Origin of the sequence: Streptomyces sp. Ru62 (assembly GCF_002920615.1) — a bacterium.
GTDB lineage: Bacteria > Actinomycetota > Actinomycetes > Streptomycetales > Streptomycetaceae > Streptomyces.
The window spans coordinates 24,186-50,532 of record NZ_PQSU01000046.1 but is presented as its reverse complement, the minus strand read 5'-3'; the positions used below and the strand labels follow the sequence as shown (position 1 = coordinate 50,532).

Below are 26,347 nucleotides of genomic sequence, written 5' to 3'. Positions count from 1 at the left end.
CAGCAAAGAATGCGCCACCGAAACCACACCAAACAACTCTGCCGGGACAAAACGCTCTTTCAGTGCACGGCGTCTAGAACAATTGACCCGGCCATCAAAGGTAGTGCGCAGCCCAGAAGGTCCACGGCTCGCGCAATGAGCTTGTATTTTCGTGTGGCGAGCAGAGATAGCTCGATAAGTTGAGAGCATCTGTCTAAGTCGGCATCTGGGCAAGCAGCCATGTGCGAGACCAGTTCAGGGGCTCTGCCCACATACTGAGCGTAGAACACGAAGTACGGGCTAGCACCTGGGCGAAGCACGCCCCCGGGGCGAATACAGACGAGCAGATGGAAAAGGCTGGCCGCCATACAGCTGATACCAAGCCATGCTAGCCATTCCACCCCGTTCCAGAAGCTAAAAAGTCCCGCCCTCCGGACAGTCAGCGTTGCAACGGAGCCTGCGGCGATGGCGGAGAACAGTGCGAGCAGGGTCGCAGCCTTCTGGTCAGCACGGGCAAGCTCTGTGCGCACATCAGACAATGCAGCGGAAAGAGCCTGAGGATCAAGCGGGTTCGCCATCAAGCGAGCTCCAGTCTGCGCCCGTAACTACCTTCTCCGCTCCAGTGGATCTTTCCGTGATCAGCTGACCGGAAATCCCCTTTCGGTTTTGAATGATTTCCACCCAGATTTGATCACCAGTCCGGAGCGTTTCGGCAGCCGCCCCTACGTAGACATGAAGAGACTGGCGGTTGCCGCGTGAATCGGTGACGTCGACGAAGGTGAAGGTTTTACCCGGGAACGTACGCTGAATCTTTCCTTCCAGTCTGTGCCCCTCTTGCACTGCACAGCCGGCCAGTGGCTGCTTCCCCTCCTTGATTGGTGGCAGAGGAACGAAGCGGACACGACCACCCTGGGTGAGATCCCCCTCACCCACCACGTAACGGCGATCGACGTAGTAGTCGCCCCCTTCACCCAGTGGTGCGATGAACCCCCAGCCCGTGTCCGTGTGCCAGCGCTTTACGATCCCCTCTGCGACCGTCACTGGTGGTGCCCCGTAGTGCGCAGAGCCACCTGCGAATGCACCCATCTGAGCAGGAAGGCTAGGCTGCTGACGCCTAGCGGTATCGGCACTCTCCTGCTTCTCGATGGTCTCGGTCAGCACTCCGCTCTTCACACCGACGGGAGCTTGCCGCCAGATCACTTCCCTGTATTTGACATGCTCACTGAACCCCTTTGCAGGCACCTTCTGCTCACGGTCCAAGTAGTCGTCCGGCCCGAAGTCGAGGGCTTGCCCGAGCACGGAGTGGACCTTAAGCATGTTCGCGCATACGACCGTGGCGGCGTCGATCCAGATTGCTTGCGGGGCACCAGCACTACAAAGACGTGCTGCACGGTCGACGACTGATCCGACGTAGTCCACCCCACCCCCGGGGGCCTGGTACTCGACAACCGGGCCTGTGGCAATGGCAACTGTGGCCAGACATCCCTTGAGGGAGTTGTTCTTGTTTTCGTCGTACAGCATCTCCTGGATGCGGATCGACGCATTGATCGCGTCCGCTGCCTGGTCGTCGTTGAAGACAGCGAGTGTCCCGTCACCCAGGTACTTGAAAACCTTTCCACCATGAGAGGTTACTGCTTCAGTGGTGATGTCAAGGAACTTGCCGATTGTTGGCAACCAGTTCACCTCCGCAGTCTTCTCCTTCATTTCCGTCGAACCTGAGAGGTCAGCGAACATAATGACTCGTTGAGGCCGGTCTTGTCCTCGCGATGCCTCCTGGAAGAGGCCGAAGTGGTCTGTCGTCACGTCTTCTCCTGAGTGATACCTAAAAGCTCAGCACATGGGATCTGCTTGCTGGCCTGACGAGGGGAACGCCCAGCAGCACCGGAACGGGACGCGTCTCGCACCCCCGGGCGCCCGGTATTTTTGTCGGCTCAGCACTTGACGCCGACCCCCTCGATCGGGGCGATGATGCCGCGATCCAGGGCTCCTGGGTGTCGTGGACGGCGCCGGGCAGAGCGCTGACGTCCGCAGCAGTCGGGCAGATCGCACAAGGCTTTGCACGTCCATCCCGTCTTGCTTGCGCTCCCGGAGTAGAACGGCCGATCTGCGGCGATCCGGTCTATCGGTAGCAGGGTCCCCGCCTGCAGGACGGACGTCTTCGTCGAGGCTGTGCTGACCGCTTCCGCAAGAGGCGGGGCGAGCGCGGCCGGCACCTCCACGGCCGGACACACTCCGGCCCAGCAGTCACCGTCGATGACGACCGCCACCCCCGTCAGAATGCTCGTTTCCACATTCGTCCTTCCCCTATCGCCATGTCACGCAGCGGCGTCAACCCGAGCATCGGGGGCAGCGAAGGTTGTTCACCAGGGAGGGAGAGCGGCCATAATCAACGAATCAATCGAAGCGTCAGGGGAGGTCGACCTAGTTGGCAGGCAGACCAGGCCGCCCGGAACAGCCACTGGATCCGGAGTCAGGTCCCCTGGAGCGATTCGCGTTAGACCTGCGCGCACTCCGCCGGAGGGCTCAGCTCACCTACGCGCAGATGGCCGCCTCGACCCATTTCTCGCAAAGCGCATTGTCTCAGGCGGCAGCCGGCCAGCGGCTCCCCAGTCGCGAAGTCCTCCTCGCGTACGTCCGTGCGTGCGGTGGAGATCCGCGGTGGTGGGAGGAGTGTTGGGAGCGCGTACGGCAGGAGCTGTACCGACTCGAGGTTGCGCGGGAGACCGGCACGTTCGCCCTGCAGAGCTTCCGTGACGCGGAAGCCACCAGTTTCGTGGGCCGCGAGACCGAACTCACCGAGGCCACGGCTCTGTTGGAACGCTGTCGGCTGGTCACGTTGGTCGGTGTGGGCGGTGTGGGGAAGACGCGGCTGGCCAAACGCATCATCCATGAGGTAAGCGAACGGTACACGGACGGCGCCTACTGCGCGGAACTTGCTGAACTCAGCAGCGACCATGCTGTCCCAGAAGCGGTCGCCGCTGCCGTCGGCGTGCATGCCAGGGCAGGGCAGGACCCCTTGTCCGCACTCGCCGAGGCGCTGCGCAAACGAAGCGTTCTCCTTCTCTTCGACAACTGCGAGCATGTGCTCGGCGGATGCGCCCGCACCATTCAGGGGCTGCTGCCGCTGCTGCCAGAACTGCGTGTCCTCGCGACCAGCAGGCAGCCCCTCGACCTCGATGCTGAGCATGTGCTGCAGGTAAGACCGCTGGGCCTTCCTCCCCTGCCCCAGAACGAGTCACCGTACGAGATGCACGCCGGAGAAGAGCGCGCCTCGGCAGAACGCGCCGTGGACTCGCCAGCCATGACGCTCTTCGCCGACCGGGCCGAAGCCGCCTGCCCCGACTTCCGGGTGACCGATGCGAACCGGCACGTTGTCGCCAAGGTGTGCCGAAGGCTGGACGGTCTGCCACTCGCGCTGGAGATCGCCGCCCGACGGCTGCGCACTTTGGCCCCCGAGGAGCTTCTGGAGCGGCTCGATCACAGGTTCCGCTTGCTGGGGCCCGGTGCCGGCGAACGCACCGCACCTCCTCGCCACCAGGCGCTGCGTGCGCTCTTCGACTGGAGCTACGAGTTGTGCACCGAAACCGAGCGGGCAGCCTGGGAGCAACTGTCGTTGTGTACCGGTGGGGTGCTGCTGACCGATGCGGAACAGCTCTGCGCACCCGCTGGGCAGGGTGCCGTCTTCGAGGCCACCGCCGAGGGCGGGGCATTCGAGGCCTTGGCCGGACTCATGGATAAGTCACTTCTCACCCGTGTCGAGACGCATGGCCGCACCCGTCTGTACATGCTGGAGACCGTTCGCGCTTACGGGCAGGAACGCCTCGTGGAGAGTGGACGGGCGCAATTGGCCCTGCTTCGGCACCGTGCCTGGTATCTCCGGCTTGCCGCGCGGGCGGGGCTCTCCTACGGCTCGTCCGCACAGGCATCGTGGCTACGCCGGCTGCGCGCGGAGCACGCGAACCTCCGGCAGATCGTCACCTCGCCTCCGCCGCCCGGTGAACCTGCGGAGACCTTGCTACGTGCGTGTCTCGGCCTCTGGCTGCACTGTCTGACCTCGGCCAACGTGGGCGAGGGCGCGGGGTGGATGCGAGGAATTCTTCAACGGCACCCTCGACCTCCCTCTCCCGAGATCACCGTCCTCTGGTGCCAGGCGGTGTGGGTGGCTGCGTTTCTGTTGCTTCTCCAGGGAGACTACGACAGCGCCCAGGAGGTGATCGCCCAGGGTGAAGGGGCATTGGCCGACATGCCTGCCGCGAACGGCACCGCGTCCGGCACCGTGGCGAGCGGCTTGGCGGACCAGTCAGCCCCCGAGGAACTCACCGCAGCGTTCCTTCAGTTGCGTGCTCTCCCGGCACTGTTTGCCGGAGAAACGGAGACCGCTGTGAGGTACACAGAGGCCTCTCTGGCGACCGGCCAGTGGTCCGACGCACTGTTGACTCGGGAACAGTGCGTCGCTCAGCTCGGTTTCGCCGCCGTGATGCAGGGCGACCATGCCCGCGCCACCGCCCTGCTCGAACGAGCGCTGAGGTTGTCCGAGGCCCGGGGCGAGGTGTGGCATCGGTGCTATCTCTTGTGGGCCCTAGCCGTCAACCACAGCGAGGCGGGGCGGCCCGAGCTTGCCCTGGAACCCCTCAAACGCGCTCTCCAGTACACGAGAGAGATCGACGAGCACTTGGGGGAAGCGGCCCTCAGCGAGACCCTGGCCTGGGTGCTCTCCTCCTGTGGCGACCCGCGCTCAGCGGCAGTCGTACTGGGAGCGGTGGACCGTGTTTGGCATCCGTCCGGCGCTCCTCGCCTCTTCGGTTTCGCGCTCTTGACCGCTCATCGTGAGCGCGGACTTCAAAGCGCGCGCGGACTGTTAGGTGAGAGCGAGTACGAGCGAGCGTACCGGGAAGGGCAAAGCCTGGGCCTGCGCGCCACGTTGGAGAGGGTATTCTCAGCCGGTGAGCGGCTCTGCCGGGGAGCTTGAGAACGCCCCGGCGGCAGCGCCAACGCCTACGAATACTGCAACGGCGATCTCCTCAACCCGTCCGACCTCGCCGGGCAATGGAGCTGGCGGAACTGGCACGGAAAACGGGCAGGTGGGCCTGGCGGCACAAGTGGGACATCGCAGCCACCGCTGCGACTTCCACCCCCGGCCTCGGAGAAGCTGTGTGGGCCTGCTGCGGATACCGCGCTCACAAGGCACTGACCTACACCAGCCGCTTCGGCGCTTGGACGTCCCGCTCCGGCTGGGCCGGAACCGGAAGCGTCTCTTCGGCGACATCCACCGCTCCGGACGCATGGGTTGGCTGAACCGAGGCAGCCGCTTCGCCATGGGCTGGAGCGCCCACGGGTTCAAGCGGCAGTGGGGTGTGAAGATGACCCGCACCGTCTTCCGCGTCAAAATCTTCCCGCCGGCATTACGCCTGGTTCCACGGAGGGTTCCTGTAATGCAACCGAGCAGTCCCGCCCGATGGGCAACAGCAGTGGAATCAGCTCTCACGAGGGCTGAGGCCGCTCCGAACACCGTCACCCCTGAAACGACACAAGTCGGTGGCTGGTCCATCAACTGGGAGGGGCAGCGACGCCGGCCCCTGCGAGCGCAGAGCACGTGGACCGCCCTCCTCCCACGCCTGCCGCCATCGCTGCACCGACCGGACACTGACCCGCAGATCCTTGGCGATCACCGAGCTCGCGTCCCCCTGGGCGAACCGCTCGGCTGCCTGGAGTCGTAACTCCTCACGGAACTGCTGGCGGTCGGCGCCGGTTCCTTCGGTGCGCAGGCGCTGCCATTGCTCGCGTGTGCGGTCGAGGTCGTCGTGCCGGCGCAGTGCTGGGGCGATGGTGTGCAGCAGTTTTTCGACGAGCGTGGTCTGGGCGACGAGGTGACCGGTGAGGGGGTCGATGCCGGTGCCGGCCAGTCCGTCGCGTGCCGCGCGCCAGCAGGCTGCCCGCAGGACTTCCGGTGCCGGGCGTGGGGCCGGTTCTCCGGCCCGGATGTGCTGGAGGGCCGTGGCGGTCAGGGCGCGTACGACGGCAGCGAGCATGAGGGTGTCGTCGGGGGTGAGGGCGGCGTCGGCGACGCGGACTTCGATGGTGGGCAGGTGGTGGGAGGGGCGGATGTCCCAGTACAGGCCGCCGCGGTCGAGGAGTGCCTCAGTGTTGAGGAGGGTGCCGACGAGGTCGTCGAAGTGGGCGGGTGATGTGAAGTACGGGGGCGGGCCGGCGAAGGGCCAGCGCCCCCAGGTGGTGGTGCGCCAGCTCGCGTAGCCGGTGTCCTGACCGTCCCGGAACGGGGAGTTCGCGCTGAAGGCGATCAGGGTCGGCAGCCAGGGCCGTAGGTGGTTGCTGACGTACACGGCGTCACGGGGGTCGGGCAGGCCGACGTGGATGTGGCAGGCGCACGCGGTCTGCTCGTCGTCCAGAGCGCGGAAGTGCGCGACGCTGCGGGCATAGCGGGCACCGGGTGTGATCGGGACCGGGGACGTCTGGCCGAGCACCGGGGTACCGGTCGAGGCGAGGCGCACGCCGAGACGGGCAGCGGCGCGGGCGACCGCCACTCTTGTGGAGCGGATCTGCTCGGCGGCTTCCTTCAGGCAGGTGTGCGGATCGGTCCGCACTTCGACCTGATAGCGGGTCAGCTCGGTGCCGACCCGGTCACCGAGTTCACCGGCCGCCTCGCTCACCACCTCGGGTCCCTGCGGACTGAGGGTGCGCGTGAGGGGATCGACCAGGAGGAGCTCCTCCTCGACACCCACGGTGAGCGGGGCCTGAGCGTGACTTGATCCGAAGGTGCGGGTGGGCGCGAGGGCGTCTGTCGGGCCGGCCCCACCGTGAGGTTCACTGCTCATAGTGATGGCACTGTCTCAGAAAGTGCTCGACCGGCGAGTGGAATCGTCTGGTTGCCGAAGGTTGAGGAGCACCGCATGCGTGAAGAGACCGACGTCCTGGTGGTCGGAGGCGGTCCGGCAGGCGCGACCGCCGCGGCCCTCCTGGCCCGCCAGGGCCATCAAGTGCGGGTGCTGGAGCGGGAACGGTTCCCGCGCTACCACGTCGGGGAGTCGCTGCTGCCCTCCCTGCTGCCCGTGCTCGACGTACTGGGGGCGCGCGAGGTGGTCGAGGCGCACGGGTTCGTCCGCAAGACGGGGGCGTTCTACGGCTGGGGCGGCCAGGAATGGTCACTGGGATTCGACGAACCGGGCAGACCGGCGGCCTACAGCTTCCAGGTCATCCGCTCCCAGTTCGACCACCCGCTGCTGGAACACGCCCGCTCTCAGGGTGCCGACGTGAGGGAAGAGGCCCGCGCACACCGGGTCGGCTTCGAGGCCGGCGGCGAGACCGGCCCGGCCGGCCGGGCGGTAGGAGCCACCTGGGCCGGCCGGGACGAAGCCGGGGGGCACATCCGCTTCCGGCACCTCGTCGACGCCTCCGGCCGCGCGGGCCTCCTCGCCACCCGGCACCTGGGCTCCAGGCGCGTCCACGACGCCTTCCGCAACGTGGCCACCTGGAGCTACTGGCGCGGCGCCGCACCCCTTGCCGCCGCCCCCAGCGGCGCGATCGGGGTGTTCTCACTGCCGGATGACGGATGGCTGTGGGCGATCCCGCTGCACGACGGCACCCTCAGCGTCGGCCTGGTCACCGACAAACGCTCCTTCGCCCACGCCCGGCAGCAAGCGGGCGGCTCACTGCAGACCGTCTACGACGAAGCGATCGCCCGCTGCCCACTCCTGGCCGGCCTGCTCACCAGCGCCCACCAGACAGCGCCGCTGAAAACCGAGAGCGACTACTCCTACGTCAGCGAGACCTTCAGCGGACCGGGCTGGTTCCTCGCCGGCGACGCCGCCTGCTTCCTCGACCCCCTGCTGTCCACCGGCGTGCACCTGGCCATGTACAGCGGCCTGCTCGCCGCCGCCTCCATCAACAGCATGCTGCTCGGCGACGTCGACGAGGACGCCGCCCGCGCCTTCTACCAGCAGGCCTACCAGCACGCCTACGAACGGCTCCTCATCCTGGTCAGCGCCTTCTACCGCATCCACTCCGGCCGCGACAGCTACTTCCGCACCGCACAGCGGCTCAGCCACCGCGACCAAGCCCCCTTACGCCTGCACGAAAGCTTCCTCAACATCATCACCGGCGCCGAAGACCTCCACGACAGCCAGACCGACGACCCCGTCGACACCTTCCTGCGCACCGTGCGTCAGCCCACAGGCGGCCAGTGCCCGCAGGGACTCGCGGGCCACGGAACGAGCCACCTTCTCCCCCTGCCGACCACCCTCGCCCACGCCAGCGCCGGCCTCTACCTCACCCTGCAGCCACACCCTCACCTGCGCCCCACCGACCACACCTGACCAGGGGACTCAGGCGTCTCTCCCGCGACCGGCGCCCTGCGTCCGCTGCGCGACCCGGACGCGCCCGAGCTGAACGAGGACGAACTCCCACTTGTGATCCGACAGTTCATAGCGACGTATCACCCGGCCGTGATCCACCACCGAAGATCATCCGAAGACACCGCCTAGGGACTCGAAGTCGCTGACCTGGCTGCGGGGGCGGGTGCTGACCTGGCTGGACCTGGCTGGTAGGTCACCAGGAGCCCTGATCCCATAGCGCCCACAGCGGTACCCGCGGCCGGCGTCACCGCGTTGGCGAGGGTTCCCGCCGAGCGACTGACGTCGATCATGCCGGCGCCCACGGCGCCCACGACCGTGCCGGTCGCCACCCCCTGGAGAATCCTGCCGCACACCAGATCGGGCACTCCGTCGGTGCCGGCGAAAACGACCACCGCTGCCGCCTGGACCACGAGGGAGCCGAAGATCACCGGCCGGCGTCCGACATGGTCGGAGAGCGAGCCGACGATGAGCAGGGCGAGCGGAGTGGGCGCGCTTGCCCCGGCGAGGAAGAAGACCCCGACCGAGGCTTGGAGACAGAACGCCTGCCAGGGGGCCGACTGCCGGAAGGGTCCGGCCGCCCGTTCCTCGTCTGTCGTCATCGGACCTCCTGCTGCGCGGGACGCAGCTGGTGCGGTCCTCGACGTACGGGGAAAGACGGGAACGGGCGGTGGCCCCGCAGACCCGCGGTGTGCGTTCTCGCGTAGACCCGCGGTGTGCGTTCTCGCGTAGACCCGGGGGGTGCGTTCTCAGTCCGGGAGGGTGCGAGCCGCGATGGCCGAGGCGCTGATGGCCGCGGGGAAGCCCGCGTAGAACGCGATCTGTGTGATGAGCGCGCCGAGTTCCGCCCGTGTCACCCCGTTGTCGACAGCGCGCCGCAACTGCGCGGGCAGTTCTTCGGGGCGGTACAGCGCCACGACCGCGGCGACGGTGGCGATGCTGCGGTCCCGCGGGCTGAGAGCGGGATCCGCCCAGACCTCGCTGTACAGGGGATCCTCCACCAACTCGGTCAGGGCCGGGGTGAAGGCGCGGGCCATCTCGCGCGGCGACAGCGGCGTGGACGGTGTCTCGGGCTGCGTGGTCATCACGAGTTCCGAGCGAGGGCGTGGCGCGCGATGCTCGCGGCGAACAGCGGGGTTTCCCGCCGGTTGTGGTCACCGGAGGCGGCCTGCCGTGCGGCGGCGGCCTCCTCGAAGGTGATGCCGTTCTTCTCGTTGAACTCCATGAACTCCTGGGTGGGGTGGCTGGTGACCTGGTTGGTGTAGGTGACGGTGCCGTCGCCGTTGTCCTTGACCGACAGGTCCCAGATCACCTGGACCGTCGTCCAGCCGTGCGGGGTGAGCACGTCGGAGAGGGACACCATGTGGCAGTGGTGCTTCTCGGCGATCTCGGCGACGTAGTGCTGGATCACCAGCCCGGTACCGATCACCTCGACGTTGATCGACATCGGCCTGCCGTCGTCGGTCGTGGTGTACCCCGCCGCCTTGTGGTCGGGCGGGGCGCAGCGCTGGTACTCCTTGTCGGGCAGGTTCAGCAGCCAGTCGGCGATGTCGATCGCGTCCCAGGGTGCGTCGAGCGGCGCGTGCTCCGTCGAGGTGGACAGCACCAGATCGGTCAGGACCTTCTTCGGATCACTCATTGTCTGCTCCTTCGGTGAGGGCCACGGAGGGAACCGGGCCAGCTTGTGCGGGGAAGGCCGACCGGACACTGCCGGTTCGGCCGCCCTCGGTCACCCGTCGACCGCTTCGCGCCCCAGGACGGGGGCAGGGTGAGAATGTGGTGCGGGCCGGGCCGTCACCGCGGGTTCCAGCACCGAGATCACCGGCGCGACGGCGTCGGTTCGGTTTCTTCGGATGCCGCAACCCTAGAACCGGTGCACCGGTGACGCTTGTCCGTCAGCGCACCGCCGATGTCGCAGCTACGCACTGCGTACGGTGCCTCCAAAGATGCACGCTTCGCTACGCTCTGGCGGCGAGCATGGCACCGAGCGCGGCCAGGGCTGCGGCGACCAGGATGGTCAGGGTCCAGCCGATGTGTGCGAACAGCAGCGCTCCCGCCGCGGAACCGACGGACCCGGCCGCGAAGTAGGTCGTCATGTAGAGGGTGTTGAGACGAGCGCGCGCTTCGGGACGCTGCCTGAGGGCGTGCGTCTGGTTGGCGACGTTGCTCACACGTGCACCGGAGTCCAGCAGCAGTGCCCCGACAATGAGCGCGCCGGCCGACAGCCCCCCACAGACCGGCGATGAGAAGACCAAGAGCCATCACACCAGCGGCCGCCACGGCGAGGCCCTTGTGCGCACCCCGATCGAGGAACCGGCCGGTGACCAGCACCGTGGCGGTGCCCACGACGCCCACCAGTCCCAGCAGGCCCGCACCGGTCGTCGACCAGCCGTGCGCCGGGCCGGTCACATACAGCGTGACCGGCGTCCAGAAGAGGTTGAACGCGGCGAAGCCGGCAGCGGCGGTGAGCGCCGCCCGCCGCAGACCACGCTCGCTGCGCAGGAGCGGAAGAAGCGACCTCAGAAGGGCCCGGTAACCCAGCGCGTGACGCAGGGGCGGCTCCGGCAGCCGTCGCAGAGCAAGGTGCACGATGAGCGTCGCGAGCGCCGACAGCGCGTACACCGCACGCCAGCCGAGGAGGCCGTCGAGTGCCCCGGCGAGGACGCGGGCGCCGACGATGCCACCGAAAAGGCCGGCCGTGACGCGCGCCGTGATACGCCCCACGGCCTCTGGCGGCACCAGCGACGCGGCCGCCGGCATCAGGATCTGTGCCAGCACACTCGTTGCTCCCAGCAGCACCGACGCCACTGCGAACACCGGATAGCCCGTCGCGGACGCGGCCAGAGCCAGGGCGAACAGCCTGCCTGCGTTCAGCCAGCGCATCAGCCGGTGCAGCCCGGCCGTTTCCAGGACGGGCACTACCAGGAGCAGCCCTGCGGCGTAACCCACCATGGTGATCATCGGCAGCAGGCCGGCGAGTGCGTCGGAGACCGCGAACGAGGTGGCCAGCGGTCGCAGCAGAGGCTGCACGTAGTAGATGTTGGCGACGCTCACGCCGGCCGCCATCGACATCCATGCCACGTGCCTGCCGCCGAACTCGGCCCGCTCAGAGGTGCCCGCGGTGTTCGGACCAACCTTGTCGAGGCGCTTCGGCGCCTGCCTCACATCCGCCATGCCTCTACAGTGAAGATTAATCAGAGCGAGGTCAAAGACCTGTTTTCGATCCCAGTAATAAATGAGGTGAATGATCGTGGAATTGAGAACCCTGCGGTTCTTCGTTGCCGTGGCCGAGGAGCAGAGCTTCACCCGCGCCGCCGACCGACTGTCCGTCGCACAGCCCGCCGTGAGTCACCAGATCCGCTCCCTGGAGAAGGAACTCGGGGAAGCGCTCTTCGAACGCAGTCCACGCATTGTCCGCCTGACCGAGGCCGGCCGGGTGCTGCTCCCCCTGGCCAGTCAGACCCTCGCCGATGCCGACAGGGTGACCGCGGAGTTCGCCTCCCGCACCGCGCTGGTCACCGGCACGCTCCTCCTGGGCACCGTGGACGGGGTCCAGCACACCCGTCTGCCCGCGCTCCTGGGAGCCTTCCACCGCCGGTACCCGGGCGTCACGGTGCAGCTCGTCGAAGGGCGCAGCGCCGGGCTCATCTCACGCGTCGAGAACGGCGAGCTGGACGCCGCCGTGGTGGCCCTGCCAGAGCACCCCCTGCCCCAGGGCATGCGCAGTGTGGTCATGCTCGAAGACGAGATCGTGGCCGTTGTCCTGGCGGACTCCGCTCTGGCAGGTCGCACCAGCATCCCCATCGAACTGCTCTCCGGAAAGACCCTGATCAGTTACGGCCAGGACAGCGGACTACGGCCATGGCTGAAGTCCGCGTTCGACGCTGCCGGCATCGACTTCGCCACCCGGTACGCGACCAACGACGCGGCCCTCCACGTCGCCCTGGTGGAGGCCGGCATCGGCGTCTCCCTGACGGTGGGCACCGACCGGGCTCTCGCTGACAACCCCCGCGTCAGTGCCGTACCGGTCACCCCCTCCCTCACTTACCGCAAGGCACTGATCTGGCGGGGCACACCGCAGCCCACCCGGCCACTGCGGGCCCTCCTGGCCCTTGGTCCCGCAGCGCCATGACGCCGCACCCCATCGACACAGTCGGCGCCGACCCGGCAGAGCACACAGGTGAAACCGACACCTACGGCCGGCCCGAAGCCGCCGTAGGGAAGTCGCCAACTCGACCAAGCCACACACACGCCGGCCATCGTCAACAGGCATGGTGCCCGTCGCGCACCAACCAGCTGTTCGTCCGACTTCGGAACCAGCCCAGCCGCTGATACACCGGAAGCAGCGCCGAGCTGTTGGCCGTCGGCATCCAACCGCTCAGCCGTCCACTCCGCCTCCTCCCCGGCCGACGAAGAACGGCTGCAGCTCGTCCGAGGTGATCAACCGGCTGAACCGCGGACACGCGGTCGGCTCGATCGAGATCACGACCCACCCCGGCCGAGGATCGCGACCAGTTATTGATCTTCATAGCGGCTCCCGCAGGCGACCCGCCCGGCAACCGGCGGCGGCGGCTCTACCCGATCGGGGGTTACGTCCGACCATCGGCGCGCGCAGCGGGCCGCTCAGGATCCGCTGCCGTGGTCCAGCTCCCCGATGAATTGATCAAGCTCGAGCGATCCGCGGACAAAGAATGCGCCCAGCTCGCCGGACTGACCGGTGAGGCGGACGACACGCAGTGGCGCCGCTGGCGCGAGGCGTCCGAGAAGGTGCAGGCCGCCGTCACCGCACACGCCGAATCCGCCGAGAGCAACCGGCATGAGCTGGAGCAGGCCGTGAAGAAGGCTGTGCGGCACGCTCAACAGGAGGGCTTGCTCTTGTCCGTTGTCCACTGCTGAACGTGCATGAGGGCCCGCCTGACCGGAACTTGTGATCGACTCAGAGGCTGCCGGGGCGGACCAGGCCGGTCCTCTTCACTCCGGTCAGGATGGGGGTGACTTCAAGGGTGGTGATGTGTTCGAGGGCGCCGACGGTGTCGCTGAGGAAGTGATACAGCGTGTTGAGGTCGGTTGCCGCGACGGCCACGAGGAGATTGGCGTGGCCGGTGGTGGCGGAGGCGAAACGGACCTGCGGGTGGCGGCTGAGCCGGAGGCCAGTCTCCTCCAGTCCCCCGGGTGCGACGGTGATCCACAGGAGGGCTTCGGCCCGGATGCCGAGCCGGGCCAGGTCGACCTCGGTCGCGAGCCTGAGGACCTGGCCGCCCACCAGTGCCTCTACCCGGCGGCGGGCGGTGAGGGCGGTGGTGTCGGCGCGGCGCGCGAGGTCGGTGTAGGAGGCTCGGCCGTCCTCGGTCAGTGCGGTGATCAGCTGGTGGTCGAGGGGCTGGAGGACGGGGCGGGTGGGTGCCGCGGGCATGTCCGGCCGCAGACTGGTCAGTTCGGTCTGCCTCAGCAGGCCGCCGCTCCAGTCGAAGGCGGCTGGGAAGACCCGGAGCAGGACGTGTGAGGTCCAGGACTGGACCGCGGGGGTGGCGGGCAGGTCGCGCAGCAGCAGGTTGTTGCGGGCGTCCGGGCCGTCCAGGAACAGAATGGTGCAGATCTCGTCGCCGCCGCCGAGGACGTCCACCCAGATCGTGTCGGGACGGCGGGCCAGGGTGGCGGCGATGGCGCTGATCCGGTTGGGCTTGCACCGGATGCGCAGGGCTAGCGGGATCAGCTCGGGGAAGTGCGCGGGGTTGCGTACGGCCGTGGCCCGCAGGGTGCCGTCGCCGAACAACGGTGCCGCTCGGCGTACGACGGTGCGCTCCGAGATGCCCAGGACGCGGCCGACCGTGCGCCAGGAAGCACGCGGTGCGGCCAGCATCGCGGCGGCGATCCGGCTGTCCGTTTCATTCAGCCGGTGGTGGCGCACTTTCTCCATAGAGCAAGATTCTATGTCCTCTTTTCTCCTCCAATGCGGCTAATTCTGGCTCAGATGCTCACGTCGCCCTAGAAAAGTCTCAGAGCAACCGAGACGAGAGAAAGCAGGTGAGCACGATGACCGGCACCGAGCACACGGTGGTGGACACCGATCGGGGCAAGGTCAGGGGAATCACGGAGGGCGAGACGGTGTCCTTCCGGGGTGTCCCGTACGCCGCGTCGCCGGTCGGAGAGCTGCGGTTCGCCGCGCCTCAGCCGCACCCCGGCTGGACGGACGTGCGGGACGCGGCCACGGCCGGCCCGTCCGTGCCGCAGGCGGCCTCCCGGCTGGAGAGGGTGCAGGGGCAGCGCGTACCGGACTGGAACGAGGACGGCAGCCTGACCGTCAACGTCTTCACCCCGCGCCGGGCGCTGGAGGACGGCGCCGCCCGCCCGGTGCTGGTCTGGTGGCACGGCGGCGGCTTCACCAGCGGTTCCGGCGGCTGGGACTGGTACGACGGCGGCCGCCTCGCCGCACTCGGCGACATCGTCGTCGTCACCGCCAACTACCGGGTGGGCCCGCTGGGTTACCTCTATCTGCCCGAGATCGGCGCGGCCAACATCGGTCCCCAGGACCAGGCCGCCGTGCTGTCCTGGGTGCAGGACAACATCGCCTCCTTCGGCGGCGACCCGCGTACGGTCACCGTCGGCGGGCAGTCCGCCGGAGCGTACTCGGCCCTGTCGCTCGCGCTCGACCCCGCGACGAACGGAGGCGTCACCCGTGTGCTCCTGCAGAGCGGTCCCTTCGGCCTGGACCCGCAGGATCCGCACCAGGCCGCCGAGAACGCCGAAGCCTACCTGCGCCTGCTGGGCATCCCGGCCGGCACGGACACCGCGAAGGCCCTGCGCGCCCTGCCGGCCGAGCAGTTGCTGGACGCCTACGGCCGCCTCTCCGCCCAGCTCGCGGCTCCGGGCAACGCGGCTCCGCCGATGTACCCGGTCCTCGGCGCCCCCGGCATGCCCCGCACCCGGCAGCAGGCCCTCACCGACGGCGCGCTGGAGGGCAAGTCGCTGCTGATCGGCACCACCCGCGACGAGGCGACGGCCTTCTTCGCCTTCGACCCCCGCATCCAGAACCTCACCACCGACGCCGCCCTGGACGTGCTCACCGCCCAGGTGGGCCGGCAGACCGCGCAGGAGGTCTACCAGCAGTACGCCGACCGCCTCCCGAAGGCGACACCGGCGCAGATCTTCACCTCGGTGCAGACCGAGGGCCTCTTCCGCACCAGCTCGCTTCAGATCGCCGACCACCACGCGGCCGGCGGCAACACCACCTACGTCTACCAGTTCGACTACGCCCCCGCCGAGGACCCGTACGCCCTGGGCGCCACCCACTGCGCCGAACTGCCCTTCCTCTTCGACACCTTCGACGCCTACCCCGCAAGCCCGATCCTCGTCGGCGCCGGCGAACCCCAGCGCGCCCTGGGCCTCGGATTCGCGACCGCCGTCGCCGAGTTCGTCACCACCGGAACGACCAGCGACTGGCTTCCCTACGCCCCCGCGACCGCGGCCCGCATCCGCCACTTCGGCTGAGAGAGGCGACCGTCATGAAGCACATCTTCCGCACGCCGACGATGCCGCACTGGCCGCTCGTGGCGCCGGCGCCGGCTGGGACGGCTTCGTGGAACGGCCGCGAGTGGTCGGCTTCGTCGCCGTGGTGCTGTTCCTCGTCGTGCCGGCCGTGGCGGCGGTGACCGTTTCCCTGGTGGACCGGCAGCGGCGCAAGGCTCGGTTCCTGCGCACGCCCAACGCCTGGGACCACGCGTTCCGCGACCGCGAACCGTGCTTCGTGCGCGTGCGGCTCAAGGACGGCAACTGGGCGGGCGGCTGGTACGGCAACCGGTCGTACGCCTCCTCGTACCCCCATCCGGCCGAGCTGTACCTCGAATCGGCGCGCGTGATGGGTGCCGACGGGGCGTTCGGCGCGCGCGTGCACGGGACACACCCTCGGATGCCCCGGACCTGCCCGGCGCACAGGCCGAAGCCGACCACCTAGCCGCTCTCCTAGCCGGCGCCACGGTCCTGGTCGGCGCGGACGCGACTCGTGACGCCGTTCTCGACGCCTTGCCGGCCAGTGGCTGGGCGCACTTCGCCTGCCACGGTTACAGCGACCCGGACAACCCTTCGGACAGCCACCTCGCGCTGCACGACCACGACCGCGCGCCTGTCCGACGAGGCGATCCACCCGCTGGCGGCCTTTCAGATGGCCGGTTTCTCGCAGGTCGTCGGCACGCTCTGGCGCGTCGACGACGCCGTGGCACCAGCCTTCAGCTGGCAGTTCCGCGGCGAGTTGATCGCTAATCGATCCGGTGCACTGTGCGCGTCGGCAGCGGTCCATCGCACGGTCAGGCAGCTCAGGACGACGTATCCGAATCTGCCGTCTGTGTGAACCGCACACGTGCACGCGGGCGCCTGGACACGATCACTTCCATCGTATGGAGCCGCCCCGGGTTTCGTGGAGACCGCGATCGTGGGATCAAGGGGTCTGCGAGGCTTCCTCCAGTGGCGCCCGGTAGCCTGTTCGCACTCGTCGGGTGACACGTGTGCGCACGGACCTGCCGCCGGACGGCTGGAGATGGCCCTGTGGCGGCAGAGCATCAAGAAGAACGCCGATCTCATTCACGACTGGCTGAGATCGGCGCCTCCGCATCGGTCGGCCCGGTCGCGGACAGCTATGACAACGCAATGGCCGAGGCTCTGAACGGCAGCGGCCTGCGGTGAGCGCGACGGCGGGATCGGTGCGGCGCAGGACCGGGCTGTGCCAGGGAGCCCTCAGCAGGCCGCACGAGCGGTGGGCAGCCGGGGTGCGTCAGGGCCCGGCACGGCGATCGCGCAGACGGTTCCGGCCGGTCGGAGCAGCGCCCGTGCGCGCCCCCGGCCTGTCCGCCGCTCGGCCGGCTGGTGGCGGGCTACACCGTGGGGGACGCGTTGAAGTAGGTGTTGCGGTAGCCCTTGCCGTCGTTGTTCCGGTCCAGCTGGATGAGTCCGTCGGCCAGGTACTGCCCGAGCCGGCCCGGTAGGTGAGCGTCCCGGTCTTGCCGGACCCGTTGCCCCAGGTGTTGTCGCATCGCCCACGGCATCCAGGTCTCGATGATCAGCCCGGGCGTCATCGACACGGGCTGGGCGGAGAAGGTTTCCAACAGCGAGGGCAAGCAGATCGCCCAGGAACTCAACGAGGGCGCCATCCATCCCGACCGCGTGGCCGATGCCGTCGTCTACGCCCTGAACCAGCCCGCCGACGTCACCGTCAACGACATCGTCTTCCACCCCACCCGCCAGGACTGGTGAATCCACCCCCCGGCCCCGCACGCAAACGGAGCACCTCTGATGAGCAGCACCGCCTCCCCCCGCCCGCTCGCCCTGGTGACCGGGGCCTCCGCGGGCATCGGCCACGAACTCGCCAAGCTGTTCGCCATCAACGGCTTCGACCTGATCGCCACCGGCCGCAGCGAGCACACCGACCAGGCAGCAGCCGACCTCGCGCAGCACGGCGTCCACGTCACCCCCGTGCGCGCCGACCTCTCCCACAGCGAAGGTGTCGAAACGGTGTGGCGGGCGGTGGAAGAGACCGGCCGGTCGCTCGACGCCGCGGTCCTCAACGCCGGCCGCAGCATCGGCGGCGCCTGAGCCGGAACAGAGCCCGCGAGCCCCCGACCTCTGTCACCCGCCCGCACAGGCCCCGCTGGAGAACGCCCAGCCAGCGGGGCTCCACGCCGTCGAGGCCGGGTGACAGACGACCCGGCGGCTCGGCAAGGTGCCGGTTCACCCTGCTCCAGCCGATCCGTGCGTTGAAGTCGGCCACGGACAGCACCGGTTCCGGAAGGTTCGTGCACGCCGTGTCGGTGGCCGGGATGGCAAGGGCAGCGGGACCTGTAGCAACGTGGCGGCGTCGCACACGACGTCGGCGAACACGTCGCGGGCTGTGAGCGTTCGCAGGCGCGCACCACTGCTGCCGCAGTTCGTGACGCAACAGAGGCCCACCGGGCGCCCGGTGGGCCTCTGCGCGGCGTCCCGGCCGGTCACCGCCGGCCGTCGCGTCCTCAGGACAGGTGCTGCGCGAACCAGTCGACGGCCGCGCTGCCGGCCGCGTCGAACTCCTCCAGGTACGGCGAGAAGTGTCCGCCCGGGATCAGCTCCAGCCGCTTGGGCTCCAGCGCGCGCTCGTACGCGGCGAGTGCCATGTCGGTCGGCGTCATGGTGTCCTCACGGCCGACGATCATCAGCAGGGGCGTGGGTGAGACACGGTTGATGTACACCCCGGGTTCGTACCTACGGCTCTTCCGGCTGGATCGCAGCGTCAGCCTGTTCTCCCACGGGACGTCGGACTCGTACGGCCGGAGGTAGAAGTCGACGACCTCGGGAGCGTGGTACAGAGCGGGAACGGCCGGGTCCTTGCCGACGATCGTGACCGTCGCCGGGTCGCTCCCCCGCAACTGCGCGCGCTCGTCGTCGTACCGCCGTTCGATCTGCGCCTGATGCTCCGGCAGGACGCGGCGCAGGCCGATCTCCATGCCGCTGACGATGGGTATCTGCGCCACGACGGCACGCAGCCGGCGGTCGGTGGCACCGAGCACCAGGGCGTGGCCTCCGGCGAAGCTGGTCCCCCACAGACCGATGCGGCCCGCGTCGACCTCCGGCCGTGCCTCCAGGTAGGAGATCGCCCGGCGCCAGTCCGCGATCTGCTGCCACGGGTCGACATCGTGGCGCGGCGTTCCGGTGCTGGAACCGAAGGTGCGGTGATCGTGGGCCAGGACGACGAAACCTGCCTCGGCGAAGGCCCTGGCGAAGGGTTCGAGTCCCTGGTCCTTGATCCCGCCGAGCCCGATGGCCATGGTGATGGCCGGGAGCGGCGAGCCGGCACGGTCGGGCACGAAGAGCCAAGCCCCGAGGGTCGCCCCTTCCGCCGGTATCTCGACGTCGTGACGGGTGAAGGCCATGCGCATCTTCCGGGACCGTAACGGCCTGCGTGTGTCCTACTCGGCGATGTGGCGGCCGAGGTCGAGTTCCACGCCGTCGGGCCGCTGGAGCCCACGCTCGAACAGGGAGCGGACGCGGTGGGCGTTCTCCGGACGTCCGGAGGTCTGGAAGAAGGCTTGCAGGCTGGCGCCGTAGGACTCCTCGGCGGGCAGGGACTCCGCGTCGACGAGGGCCTTGGTCCGGGTGATCGCCGTCTTGTCGAAGCCCGCGACGCGGCGGGCGAAGCCGTCCACGAACCGCTCCAGTTCGCCGTCCGGCAGGACGCGGTTGACGTAGCCGTACGCCGCCGCGAGGTCGGCGGGGAAGTCGTCGGCGCCGAGCAGGATCTCCAGGGCGCGCCCGCGGCCCACCAGGTAGGGCAGCCGGCCGCTGGGGTTTCCTCCGGGGACGGAGCCGACGCCGACCTCGAACTGGCCGAGGACGGCGCCCGGTCCGGCGAAGCGGATGTCGGTCGCCAGGGCGAACTCGCTGCCGGCGCCACGGGCGCGGCCGTTGAGCTCGGTGATGGTGACGGCGGGGACCTTCCCGAGCCGGTACAGGTTGTCGGCGAACGGGTGCAGGCCGGAGGGAGCCGGCCGCATCGCGGCGACGCGGGACCGGTCGGCCAGCATGTCCCAGTGCGCCATGAAGAAGTCGGGGTTGGCGCTGCGGAAGACGACGGCGCTCAGCTCCGCGGCCTGCTCGATGCGGGTGACCAGCTCGGCCAGCTGCTCGATGGTGTCGGGGTCGATCAGGTTGATCTCCCCGTTGGAGAAGGTGACCCGCCAGTAGGACGGACTGACCTCTTCGACGGCGAACTGTTCGTGGGTGCTCACGGGTGTCTCCCTCGTGGGGGTGTACGCGGGTTCACGGAGCCGGGGCCGTGCCGCGACGGGCCGGGCGGGCGGGGTCACGACGAGGGGCGGCCCTCGGAGCCGGCCGGGCCGTCGAGGTCCGGCAGGTGCCGCCCCATGCGCATCTCGAAGTCGCCGGGCCTGCCCAGTCCCCGCTGCCCCGCGGCGTCGAGCCGGCGCCGGCTGGCCGGGCGGGCCGCGGAGGTCCAGAACGCGCGGCCGGTCCGGGCCTGGAGGGCATGGGCGGGAAGCGTGACCTCGCCGACGAAGTCCTTCACCTCGACGAGCGCGACCTTGTCGAAGGAGGCGATCCTCTCCGCGACGTCCGTGACGAGCGTGTCCAGGTCGGAGTCCGGAACCGCGCGGTCGACATAGCCGTAGCGCTCGGCGAGGTCGGCATCGTAGTCCTGGCCGGTGAGCATGATCTCCAGTGCCCGGCCGCGGCCGGTGAGGAAGGGCAGACGGTGCGTGGGGGCACCGCCCGCGACGAGTCCGAGACCAATCTCGGGCTGGGACAGCACCGCGTGCTCCCGGCTGGCGTACCTCATGTCGCACGCCAGGACGAACTCGCTGCCGGCGCCACGGGCGCGTCCCCGGATCTTGGCGATCGACACGAACGGGCCCTCGGCGACCGCGCCAGTACGTCCAGCCATGGGGGAAGGCCCGTGGGTCCGGCCGGCGGCGGGCTCTGGGGTATCGGAGCGTCGATGTCGTAGGGCGCCAGGAAGAAGTCCGGGACCGCGCTGTCGAAGACCACGACGCGCACGTCGGGATCCTGCTCCAACTCTTCTACGAGAGAGGCCGGTTCACTGATGGTGTGGCGGTCGATGAGGTTGAGCGGCGGATGGTCGAAGGTGATCCGCCACACCCGGGGATCCGACCTGTCCCTCACGAGGCGCTGCTGTGCGTTAACGGTGACCTCCGCGCATGCTGTGTCTGAGACCTGTTTTCCAATCTAGCATCTGGATTGGAAATCCCGTCCCAACGGTAGGATGGCGGTATGCCGAGAAGAAGCCATGCAGTCCCGACAGGTGAGACACGTTGCTCCATCGTTCGCTCGCTGGAGGTGTTCGGCGACCGGTGGAGTCTGCTGATACTGCGGGAGGCGCTGAACGGAGCGACGCGTTTCTCGGAGTTCAGGGAACGCCTGCGCGTGGCGAGCGATGTCCTCACCCAGCGGCTGGGCGTCCTGGTGGACGGCGGAGTGCTGGACAAGCGGCCCTACCGGGAGGCGGGCACCCGGTCGCGGATGGCCTACCACCTGACCCCCGCTGGGCGTGAACTCATGGTGGTCTTCGGCGCCCTCCAGCAGTGGGGCGACCGGTACTGCCCGCACCCCGACGGCCCTCTGGTACGCCGGGGCAGCAGGTCGAGCGGCCAGCCCCTGCGCGTCGCCTTCGTCGACGAGACCGGCCGGGAGACACCGCTGGAGGACGTCGACCTGGCCTCACCGGTCGATGCGGTTACCGAGCGGCCGGTGGCGTAGCGGCCGACGGGCAGGGGGCGGCCCAGGGCCTGCGAGGGCGATGCGGACCCGGTTGTCCAGTCCGAGCTCGGACAGGACCTGGGAGACATGTGTCTCGTCCGCCGGGATGCCCAGACGGAGGTCGGCGGCGATCTGTGCGTCGCATGGGTCTTCCCCTCGGCCACGGCGAGGGCGGCTTCGCGCCCACGGGCGTCCAGTCCGTCCAGCAGCGCCCGCGCGGCGGCCCGTCCCGGGTGGACCCGCGCGGCGTGCCCGTCCCGGGTGGACTCCCGCCGTACCGGCCCTTCCCCGGACGGCGGCCCCGCGACGCCGGCGATGAGCCGGCGCAGGGCCCTCAGGGAGAGCACCGGCCGCCGCCCGGCGCCGCGGGTCTCACTGCGAGGCGGCGAGGGTGAGGGCGGCCGCCACCGCGACGACGAGGAAGAGCACCGGAGCCATGGCACCGCCACGGCTCGCGCTGTCCCCGTAGTCGCCCCACTTGACGTGGTACCCGATCGCTCCCAGGAGCAGGACCGCCATGCCGACGGCCGCGGCGATGCCCAGGGGCTGCCACCAGATGCCCACGACGAGTCCCACCGCCGCGGCCGCCTCGGCGAGGCCGATGAAGCGGACCAGTCCGGCGCTGAGTCCCTTGGCCACGAGGCCGTTCGGGACGTCACCCTTCAGCTGCGCCTTGGGCGCGCCGGCGGCGAGGGAGAAGAGGGCGAGGAGAACGCTGAGAACAACGGCGGCAATGTACATGACAGTCCTTGACGTCGAGATGAGATGAAGATAGTCGGGTGGACACGAGGGAGGATGCTCATGTGTCCCCCGCGCGTTCGCCAGGCGGGGGACGCGGGAAGTCCTGCGGATCGGAAGACATGCGCCCACGCCCGGATCGGCACACGCCGGCCTCAGCCGGGCAGGGCGGACGCCCGCACCCGTCAAGTGCCGATCTTGCGCAGAGCCGCCGCCAGCCTGGCGAGGTCCAGGCCCGCGAGGTGGTCGAGGAAGTGGCGCCGGACGGATGCCAGGTTGGTCGGCCAGGCCTTCTCCAGCCGGGCGAACCCCGCGTCGGTGAGGCTCGCGTTCCAGCCGCGGGCGTCCTCCGCCGGCCTGACCCGCCGCACGAGCCCTCGCCTCTCCAAGCGGTCCACCAGGCGCGTCATACCACTGACCGACATCTCCACCGCGGCGGCGAGGTCGCCCATACGCATCTGCCGGTCCGGGGCCTCCGAGAGGTTCATCAGTACGAGGTATTCGACGAGAGGGAGACGTTGCTCCCGGACCATGTCGACGTCGACGGCGCGCGGCAGGGCGTAGATGACACGTCCGAGCGCCCGCACGACGGCCTCCTCGTCCGCGGTGAGAGCACGCGGTTCCCGCTCAGCGGGCTGCGAACGGCGTGCGTCAGAGGACATGTTGCCCACAGTACGTGCCCGACCGACCGAGACAGCCAGGGGCGGCGGGAGCGGCCCGGCCCGCGCCGGCCCCTCCGGCCGGGTACTGTCCGATCTGATCATGCCGAATCCTCCGCGAGGCGCGCCCGGCGACGGTCCGGGATATACTTGCTGCGACAAGCAATCTAGCGACTGAAAATTGCAGCGTCAAGTAAAGGGTGCGATGCTCCTTCAGCCGGGAAGTCGAGTGCACCCCGGTCGGCCGGCGCGGCTTTCACGAGCGAAACATGAGGATGTGACCATGGCACCGAAGCCCGCAGCAACCACAGACGGCGTCCGACCGCTGTCCGCGGACGAGGAGGCCGTCGTCCGGTCCCTTCCCTGCCTCATCTACGCCCTGCCGCGCGCGATCGACGCCGACATGATGCGTGAGCAGCGGATGTCCAACACGGAGTACCTGACCCTGATGCACCTGTCCGAGGCGCCCGACCGGCAGATGCGCATGGGCGCCCTCGCCAACGCCTGCGAGATGTCGCTCAGCGGCATGACCCGGGTCGTGCAACGCCTGGAGAGCCAGGGGTACATCCAGCGCGTGCGGTGCGACCAGGACGGCCGCAGCTGGCACGCCTACCTCACCGACAGCGGGCTGACGCGCCTGGAGGAGGCGTGGCCGAGCGCGCTCGCCGCCATACGCCGGCACTTCCTCGACCATCTGGAGGGTTTCGACCTCGCCAAGCTCGCCGCCGCCCTGCGGAACGTCGCCGTCTGATTCCGCGCGCCCCGGCCGGGGCAGCCGGCCGGCCGGGGCGGGCATGCGCGCCCCCAACATGTGACGCACAGCACAGGTCCCGGCCGGGCGACCGGCGAGATACGTGCTTATATTTGCTTCGCGCAGCAAGTTATTGGGGACCGTGTATCCGGTCCCGTCGGCGGCGATGGCTCACGCCTGACGAGCGCACGTGGCCCGCCGGACACCCGATCGTTCTCCACTGCCCAGCAGTGCACACCACGTAGGAAGAAAGAGATGGCTCCCAGCATCACCGACGTCCCGTCAGAACGTGTCCGCACCTTCGGGGGAACCGGCCGGCACCGGGGCACACACGCCGACGAGGACCGGTGCGCTCCCGCCGGCGACTTCGTGGGCCACGGCCGTCACCGCCGACCGGCGGGCACGCCCCTGATGCCGCCCGCCACACTCCTCGGAAGCGGCGACGACCGGACGGCAGGCCGGCCCGGCCGGAAGTGAGACCGGCCGGCCCGAGCGCCGTCCGGCCGGTGGCAGCGGACGACCCCGCGGTCGTCACCGCGGCGTCCGCACCCCGCGGACAGCCCCCTACCTCTGTCGCGGCCCGCACCGCGCGTCGTGCGCCGGCGCAGAACAGCCGGTGACTCAGCCGAGGAACCCTCAGTCCATCACGGCGGCCGACACAGCCGTCGACACGACAGGCAGGACACACGTATGCACTTCGGGATCTTCGGTGTGGGCGACGTGGCGCGCGACCCGCTGTCCGGGCGGACTCCCCCGGAGCACGAGCGGATCAAGGCACTCGTGGAGTACGCGAAGCTGGCGGAGGATGTCGGGCTGGACGTCTTCGCGATCGGCGAGCACCACAACCCTCCTTTCGTCCCGTCCTCCCCCACCACGCTGCTCGGGCACATCGCGGCACGGACCGAACGGATCCTGCTGTCGACGTCCACCACGCTGATCACGACCAACGACCCGGTGAAGATCGCCGAGGACTACGCGATGCTGCAGCACCTCGCGGACGGCCGGGTCGACCTGATGCTCGGCCGTGGCAACACCGGCCCGGTCTATCCCTGGTTCGGCCAGGACATCCGCAACGGCATCGAGCTGGCGGTGGAGAACTACGCCCTGCTGCACCGGCTGTGGCGCGAGGAGGTGGTGGACTGGAGCGGACGGTTCCGTACCCCGCTGCAGGGATTCACCTCCACTCCGCGCCCGCTCGGCGGTGTTCCGCCCTTCGTCTGGCACGCTTCCATCCGCAGCCCGGAGATCGCCGAACAGGCCGCGTACTACGGTGACGGCTTCTTCCACAACAACCTCTTCTGGCCCAAGGAACACGTCCGCAGGCTGGTCGACCTCTACCGGAGCCGCTTCGAACACCACGGACACGGCCCCGCCGACCACGCCGTCGTCGGCCTCGCCGCGCACCTGTTCGTGCGCAGCAACTCGCAGGACGCCGTACGGGAGTTCCGCCCCTACTTCGACGGCTCCGCCGCGTACGGGAACGGTCCGTCGCTGGAGGACACGATGGCCCGGACGGCGGTGGTCGTCGGAAGCCCGCAGCAGGTGATCGAGCGCGTCCTCGCCTATCGCGAACACGCGGGCGGCGACTACCAGCGGCAGTTGTTCAACGTGGACGGCATCGGCGTCCCGCACAGGACCGTACTGGAGCAGATCGAAGCGCTGGGCGAGATCGTGCCCGTCCTGCGCAAGGAGCTCGCCGGGACCCGGCCCGCCCACGTTCCGGACGCCCCCCTGCATCCCTCCGCGGGCGCGGCGGCCGGTGTCGCACGCGGTGCGGGCGGACGATGAAGCGCACACTCGCCGTGGTCTCGGCAGGCCTGCGGCTGCCGTCCACGACCCGGATGCTCGCCGACCGGCTCGCCGACGGTGTCCGCGAGGAGCTGGAGGGGCGCGGCGCACAGGTCGACGTCGACGTCGTCGAGGTACGCGACCACGCGCACGACCTGGTCAACCACCTGATGGCGGGCTATCCGTCACCCCGGCTGAGGCGCGTGTTCGGCGCCGTGACGGCCGCGGACGGCCTGATCGTGGTGACGCCAACCTTCACCGCCTCGTACAGCGGGTTGTTCAAGATGTTCTTCGACTGCCTCGAAGACACCGCCCTGGTGGACAAGCCGGTGCTGACAGCCGCCACCGGAGGCACCGGGCGGCACTCACTCGTCCTGGACCACGCGGTGCGACCCATGTTCACGTACCTGCGCGCCGTGGTCGTGCCCACGGCGGTGTTCGCCGCGACGGATGACTGGGGCCGCGGCAGCGGCGACACGCAGGACCCGATGGTGCGGCGTATCGGGCGAAGCCGCTCGGAAACTCGCCGACGCGGTGGCCCGGCGTGCGGCGCCGCTCGTCGAGGATCCCCACGACGGTCTCGTACCGTTCGCGCGTCTGCTGGGGGGCGGGGAGTGAGGTGGGCCGCGGCGGGGCGGTGCCGGCCGGTTCCCCGCCGTGCCAGGTGCGGCCCCGATCGCAAGGAGTGAGGGGCGACGGCCCCGGCGATGCCGACGTGTGCATGGCGCCGGGGACGCTTCCCTACGTGCCGGGTCGAGGCGTGCCGTGTGGGCGACGTGCGGCCCCACTGGGTGTGCCGGTCGCTCGGGCACGGC

At 69.3% G+C, this 26,347-nt stretch carries 27 protein-coding genes; 13 read left to right on the top strand and 14 right to left on the bottom strand.

All coding sequences use genetic code 11. From position 1 onward, the window contains the following. Positions 1–59: 59 nt before the first annotated feature. Complete coding sequence (locus tag C3492_RS39580) at positions 60–557, bottom strand: Pycsar system effector family protein (protein WP_103817445.1); 498 nt, start codon at positions 555–557, stop codon at positions 60–62. Continuing rightward, a complete protein-coding gene (locus tag C3492_RS39575) occupies positions 541–1,782 on the bottom strand; it encodes an adenylate/guanylate cyclase domain-containing protein (RefSeq protein WP_103817444.1) in 1,242 nt (413 codons plus the stop codon). The genes C3492_RS39580 and C3492_RS39575 overlap by 17 nt, the downstream gene beginning before the upstream one ends. 622 nt (positions 1,783–2,404) lie before the next feature. On the opposite strand from C3492_RS39575, the gene C3492_RS39570 reads away from it, so the two are divergent. Continuing rightward, the gene (locus tag C3492_RS39570; protein WP_103817443.1) at positions 2,405–4,948 is read left to right on the top strand and encodes a helix-turn-helix domain-containing protein; all 2,544 of its coding nucleotides are present in this window, start codon (positions 2,405–2,407) and stop codon (positions 4,946–4,948) included. 505 nt (positions 4,949–5,453) lie between these two features. On the opposite strand, the gene C3492_RS39565 is transcribed toward C3492_RS39570, so the two are convergent. Continuing rightward, positions 5,454–6,812 carry a glutamate--cysteine ligase gene (locus C3492_RS39565; RefSeq protein ID WP_103817442.1) on the bottom strand — a complete coding sequence of 453 codons (1,359 nt, stop codon included), beginning with the start codon at positions 6,810–6,812 and terminating at the stop codon, positions 5,454–5,456. Between the two features lie 75 nt (positions 6,813–6,887). Between C3492_RS39565 and C3492_RS39560 the strand changes: the two genes are divergently transcribed. Beyond that, positions 6,888–8,309, top strand: a complete 1,422-nt coding sequence (locus tag C3492_RS39560; RefSeq protein WP_103817441.1) for an NAD(P)/FAD-dependent oxidoreductase — start codon at positions 6,888–6,890, stop codon at positions 8,307–8,309. A 164-nt stretch (positions 8,310–8,473) separates the two neighbouring features. Here C3492_RS39560 and C3492_RS39555 read toward each other — a convergent pair whose 3' ends face one another. From C3492_RS39555 to C3492_RS39540, 4 genes are all read right to left on the bottom strand, one after another. After that, positions 8,474–8,947: a hypothetical protein gene (locus C3492_RS39555; RefSeq protein WP_103817440.1), complete on the bottom strand. Its 474-nt coding sequence runs from the start codon at positions 8,945–8,947 to the stop codon at positions 8,474–8,476. Positions 8,948–9,094: 147 nt separating this feature from the next. Continuing rightward, positions 9,095–9,430, bottom strand: a complete 336-nt coding sequence (locus tag C3492_RS39550) for a carboxymuconolactone decarboxylase family protein (protein WP_014669719.1) — start codon at positions 9,428–9,430, stop codon at positions 9,095–9,097. After that, positions 9,430–9,984, bottom strand: coding sequence for a hypothetical protein (locus tag C3492_RS39545; RefSeq protein ID WP_103817439.1), 555 nt, complete (start codon positions 9,982–9,984; stop codon positions 9,430–9,432). The genes C3492_RS39550 and C3492_RS39545 overlap by 1 nt, the downstream gene beginning before the upstream one ends. A gap of 179 nt (positions 9,985–10,163) precedes the next feature. Continuing rightward, the gene (locus tag C3492_RS39540) at positions 10,164–11,519 is read right to left on the bottom strand and encodes an MFS transporter (RefSeq protein ID WP_258056174.1); all 1,356 of its coding nucleotides are present in this window, start codon (positions 11,517–11,519) and stop codon (positions 10,164–10,166) included. Between the two features lie 76 nt (positions 11,520–11,595). On the opposite strand from C3492_RS39540, the gene C3492_RS39535 reads away from it, so the two are divergent. Both C3492_RS39535 and C3492_RS39530 read left to right on the top strand, forming a co-directional pair. Beyond that, the gene (locus C3492_RS39535; RefSeq protein ID WP_103817452.1) at positions 11,596–12,477 is read left to right on the top strand and encodes a LysR family transcriptional regulator; all 882 of its coding nucleotides are present in this window, start codon (positions 11,596–11,598) and stop codon (positions 12,475–12,477) included. A 506-nt stretch (positions 12,478–12,983) separates the two neighbouring features. After that, on the top strand, positions 12,984–13,241 hold the full coding sequence (locus tag C3492_RS39530; protein ID WP_258056173.1) for a hypothetical protein: 258 nt from the start codon (positions 12,984–12,986) through the stop codon (positions 13,239–13,241). Positions 13,242–13,281: 40 nt separating this feature from the next. On the opposite strand, the gene C3492_RS39525 is transcribed toward C3492_RS39530, so the two are convergent. Continuing rightward, positions 13,282–14,262, bottom strand: coding sequence for an Lrp/AsnC family transcriptional regulator (locus C3492_RS39525; RefSeq protein ID WP_103817438.1), 981 nt, complete (start codon positions 14,260–14,262; stop codon positions 13,282–13,284). Between the two features lie 116 nt (positions 14,263–14,378). On the opposite strand from C3492_RS39525, the gene C3492_RS39520 reads away from it, so the two are divergent. The 3 genes from C3492_RS39520 (at position 14,379) to C3492_RS47060 (ending at position 16,601) form a co-directional block, all read left to right on the top strand. Then, positions 14,379–15,833 carry a carboxylesterase/lipase family protein gene (locus tag C3492_RS39520; protein WP_103817437.1) on the top strand — a complete coding sequence of 485 codons (1,455 nt, stop codon included), beginning with the start codon at positions 14,379–14,381 and terminating at the stop codon, positions 15,831–15,833. 88 nt (positions 15,834–15,921) lie between these two features. Beyond that, a complete protein-coding gene (locus C3492_RS39515; protein WP_374938423.1) occupies positions 15,922–16,296 on the top strand; it encodes a DUF6338 family protein in 375 nt (124 codons plus the stop codon). Further along, complete coding sequence (locus C3492_RS47060; RefSeq protein WP_374938424.1) at positions 16,188–16,601, top strand: CHAT domain-containing protein; 414 nt, start codon at positions 16,188–16,190, stop codon at positions 16,599–16,601. Before C3492_RS39515 ends, C3492_RS47060 begins: the two co-directional genes overlap by 109 nt. Before the next feature lie 608 nt (positions 16,602–17,209). On the opposite strand, the gene C3492_RS44995 is transcribed toward C3492_RS47060, so the two are convergent. Continuing rightward, entirely contained in the window at positions 17,210–17,410 is a 201-nt protein-coding gene (locus C3492_RS44995; protein ID WP_181140792.1) for a hypothetical protein, read from the bottom strand. On the opposite strand from C3492_RS44995, the gene C3492_RS39505 reads away from it, so the two are divergent. Both C3492_RS39505 and C3492_RS39500 read left to right on the top strand, forming a co-directional pair. Continuing rightward, entirely contained in the window at positions 17,391–17,588 is a 198-nt protein-coding gene (locus tag C3492_RS39505) for a short-chain dehydrogenase (RefSeq protein ID WP_219822130.1), read from the top strand. The genes C3492_RS44995 and C3492_RS39505 overlap by 20 nt on opposite strands. Positions 17,589–17,627: 39 nt before the next feature. Next, complete coding sequence (locus C3492_RS39500) at positions 17,628–17,927, top strand: SDR family oxidoreductase (RefSeq protein WP_258056172.1); 300 nt, start codon at positions 17,628–17,630, stop codon at positions 17,925–17,927. Positions 17,928–18,340: 413 nt separating this feature from the next. Here the strand turns inward: C3492_RS39500 and C3492_RS39495 are convergent, their stop codons facing one another. The 3 genes from C3492_RS39495 to C3492_RS39485 all read right to left on the bottom strand — a co-directional run bounded on the left by C3492_RS39495 (position 18,341) and on the right by C3492_RS39485 (position 20,763). After that, positions 18,341–19,237: an alpha/beta hydrolase gene (locus C3492_RS39495; protein ID WP_219822129.1), complete on the bottom strand. Its 897-nt coding sequence runs from the start codon at positions 19,235–19,237 to the stop codon at positions 18,341–18,343. A gap of 36 nt (positions 19,238–19,273) precedes the next feature. Then, positions 19,274–20,092: an enoyl-CoA hydratase/isomerase family protein gene (locus C3492_RS39490; protein ID WP_103817435.1), complete on the bottom strand. Its 819-nt coding sequence runs from the start codon at positions 20,090–20,092 to the stop codon at positions 19,274–19,276. A gap of 74 nt (positions 20,093–20,166) precedes the next feature. Continuing rightward, positions 20,167–20,763, bottom strand: a complete 597-nt coding sequence (locus C3492_RS39485; RefSeq protein ID WP_219822128.1) for an enoyl-CoA hydratase/isomerase family protein — start codon at positions 20,761–20,763, stop codon at positions 20,167–20,169. Positions 20,764–21,110: 347 nt separating this feature from the next. On the opposite strand from C3492_RS39485, the gene C3492_RS39480 reads away from it, so the two are divergent. Continuing rightward, positions 21,111–21,596: a helix-turn-helix domain-containing protein gene (locus tag C3492_RS39480; RefSeq protein ID WP_103817434.1), complete on the top strand. Its 486-nt coding sequence runs from the start codon at positions 21,111–21,113 to the stop codon at positions 21,594–21,596. A 372-nt stretch (positions 21,597–21,968) separates the two neighbouring features. On the opposite strand, the gene C3492_RS39475 is transcribed toward C3492_RS39480, so the two are convergent. Both C3492_RS39475 and C3492_RS39470 read right to left on the bottom strand, forming a co-directional pair. Next, positions 21,969–22,337 carry a DoxX family protein gene (locus tag C3492_RS39475; protein ID WP_103817433.1) on the bottom strand — a complete coding sequence of 123 codons (369 nt, stop codon included), beginning with the start codon at positions 22,335–22,337 and terminating at the stop codon, positions 21,969–21,971. Positions 22,338–22,519: 182 nt separating this feature from the next. Further along, positions 22,520–22,996: a MarR family winged helix-turn-helix transcriptional regulator gene (locus tag C3492_RS39470; protein ID WP_103817432.1), complete on the bottom strand. Its 477-nt coding sequence runs from the start codon at positions 22,994–22,996 to the stop codon at positions 22,520–22,522. A 280-nt stretch (positions 22,997–23,276) separates the two neighbouring features. Here C3492_RS39470 and C3492_RS39465 point away from each other — a divergent pair, with 280 nt between their 5' ends. The 3 genes from C3492_RS39465 to C3492_RS39450 all read left to right on the top strand — a co-directional run bounded on the left by C3492_RS39465 (position 23,277) and on the right by C3492_RS39450 (position 26,221). Further along, the gene (locus tag C3492_RS39465; protein ID WP_103817431.1) at positions 23,277–23,744 is read left to right on the top strand and encodes a MarR family winged helix-turn-helix transcriptional regulator; all 468 of its coding nucleotides are present in this window, start codon (positions 23,277–23,279) and stop codon (positions 23,742–23,744) included. A gap of 690 nt (positions 23,745–24,434) precedes the next feature. After that, positions 24,435–25,532, top strand: coding sequence for a CE1758 family FMN-dependent luciferase-like monooxygenase (locus C3492_RS39455; protein WP_103817429.1), 1,098 nt, complete (start codon positions 24,435–24,437; stop codon positions 25,530–25,532). After that, the gene (locus C3492_RS39450; protein WP_103817428.1) at positions 25,529–26,221 is read left to right on the top strand and encodes a CE1759 family FMN reductase; all 693 of its coding nucleotides are present in this window, start codon (positions 25,529–25,531) and stop codon (positions 26,219–26,221) included. The genes C3492_RS39455 and C3492_RS39450 overlap by 4 nt, the downstream gene beginning before the upstream one ends. The last annotated feature ends 126 nt before the right edge of the window (positions 26,222–26,347 follow it).

What these genes read in the sequence shown, in the direction of transcription:
- C3492_RS39455 (WP_103817429.1), top strand. Translation starts at nt 24,435, where the DNA reads ATGCACTTCGGGATCTTCGGTGTGGGCGACGTGGCGCGCGACCCGCTG.
- C3492_RS39565 (WP_103817442.1), bottom strand. Translation starts at nt 6,812, where the DNA reads ATGAGCAGTGAACCTCACGGTGGGGCCGGCCCGACAGACGCCCTCGCG.
- C3492_RS39520 (WP_103817437.1), top strand. Translation starts at nt 14,379, where the DNA reads ATGACCGGCACCGAGCACACGGTGGTGGACACCGATCGGGGCAAGGTC.
- C3492_RS39475 (WP_103817433.1), bottom strand. Translation starts at nt 22,337, where the DNA reads ATGTACATTGCCGCCGTTGTTCTCAGCGTTCTCCTCGCCCTCTTCTCC.
- C3492_RS39480 (WP_103817434.1), top strand. Translation starts at nt 21,111, where the DNA reads ATGCCGAGAAGAAGCCATGCAGTCCCGACAGGTGAGACACGTTGCTCC.
- C3492_RS39465 (WP_103817431.1), top strand. Translation starts at nt 23,277, where the DNA reads ATGGCACCGAAGCCCGCAGCAACCACAGACGGCGTCCGACCGCTGTCC.
- C3492_RS44995 (WP_181140792.1), bottom strand. Translation starts at nt 17,410, where the DNA reads ATGACGCCCGGGCTGATCATCGAGACCTGGATGCCGTGGGCGATGCGA.
- C3492_RS39560 (WP_103817441.1), top strand. Translation starts at nt 6,888, where the DNA reads ATGCGTGAAGAGACCGACGTCCTGGTGGTCGGAGGCGGTCCGGCAGGC.
- C3492_RS39470 (WP_103817432.1), bottom strand. Translation starts at nt 22,996, where the DNA reads ATGTCCTCTGACGCACGCCGTTCGCAGCCCGCTGAGCGGGAACCGCGT.
- C3492_RS39505 (WP_219822130.1), top strand. Translation starts at nt 17,391, where the DNA reads ATGATCAGCCCGGGCGTCATCGACACGGGCTGGGCGGAGAAGGTTTCC.
- C3492_RS39485 (WP_219822128.1), bottom strand. Translation starts at nt 20,763, where the DNA reads ATGGCTGGACGTACTGGCGCGGTCGCCGAGGGCCCGTTCGTGTCGATC.
- C3492_RS39500 (WP_258056172.1), top strand. Translation starts at nt 17,628, where the DNA reads ATGAGCAGCACCGCCTCCCCCCGCCCGCTCGCCCTGGTGACCGGGGCC.
- C3492_RS39545 (WP_103817439.1), bottom strand. Translation starts at nt 9,984, where the DNA reads ATGAGTGATCCGAAGAAGGTCCTGACCGATCTGGTGCTGTCCACCTCG.
- C3492_RS39550 (WP_014669719.1), bottom strand. Translation starts at nt 9,430, where the DNA reads ATGACCACGCAGCCCGAGACACCGTCCACGCCGCTGTCGCCGCGCGAG.
- C3492_RS39580 (WP_103817445.1), bottom strand. Translation starts at nt 557, where the DNA reads ATGGCGAACCCGCTTGATCCTCAGGCTCTTTCCGCTGCATTGTCTGAT.
- C3492_RS39450 (WP_103817428.1), top strand. Translation starts at nt 25,529, where the DNA reads ATGAAGCGCACACTCGCCGTGGTCTCGGCAGGCCTGCGGCTGCCGTCC.
- C3492_RS39555 (WP_103817440.1), bottom strand. Translation starts at nt 8,947, where the DNA reads ATGACGACAGACGAGGAACGGGCGGCCGGACCCTTCCGGCAGTCGGCC.
- C3492_RS39525 (WP_103817438.1), bottom strand. Translation starts at nt 14,262, where the DNA reads ATGGAGAAAGTGCGCCACCACCGGCTGAATGAAACGGACAGCCGGATC.
- C3492_RS39540 (WP_258056174.1), bottom strand. Translation starts at nt 11,519, where the DNA reads ATGGCGGATGTGAGGCAGGCGCCGAAGCGCCTCGACAAGGTTGGTCCG.
- C3492_RS39495 (WP_219822129.1), bottom strand. Translation starts at nt 19,237, where the DNA reads ATGGCCTTCACCCGTCACGACGTCGAGATACCGGCGGAAGGGGCGACC.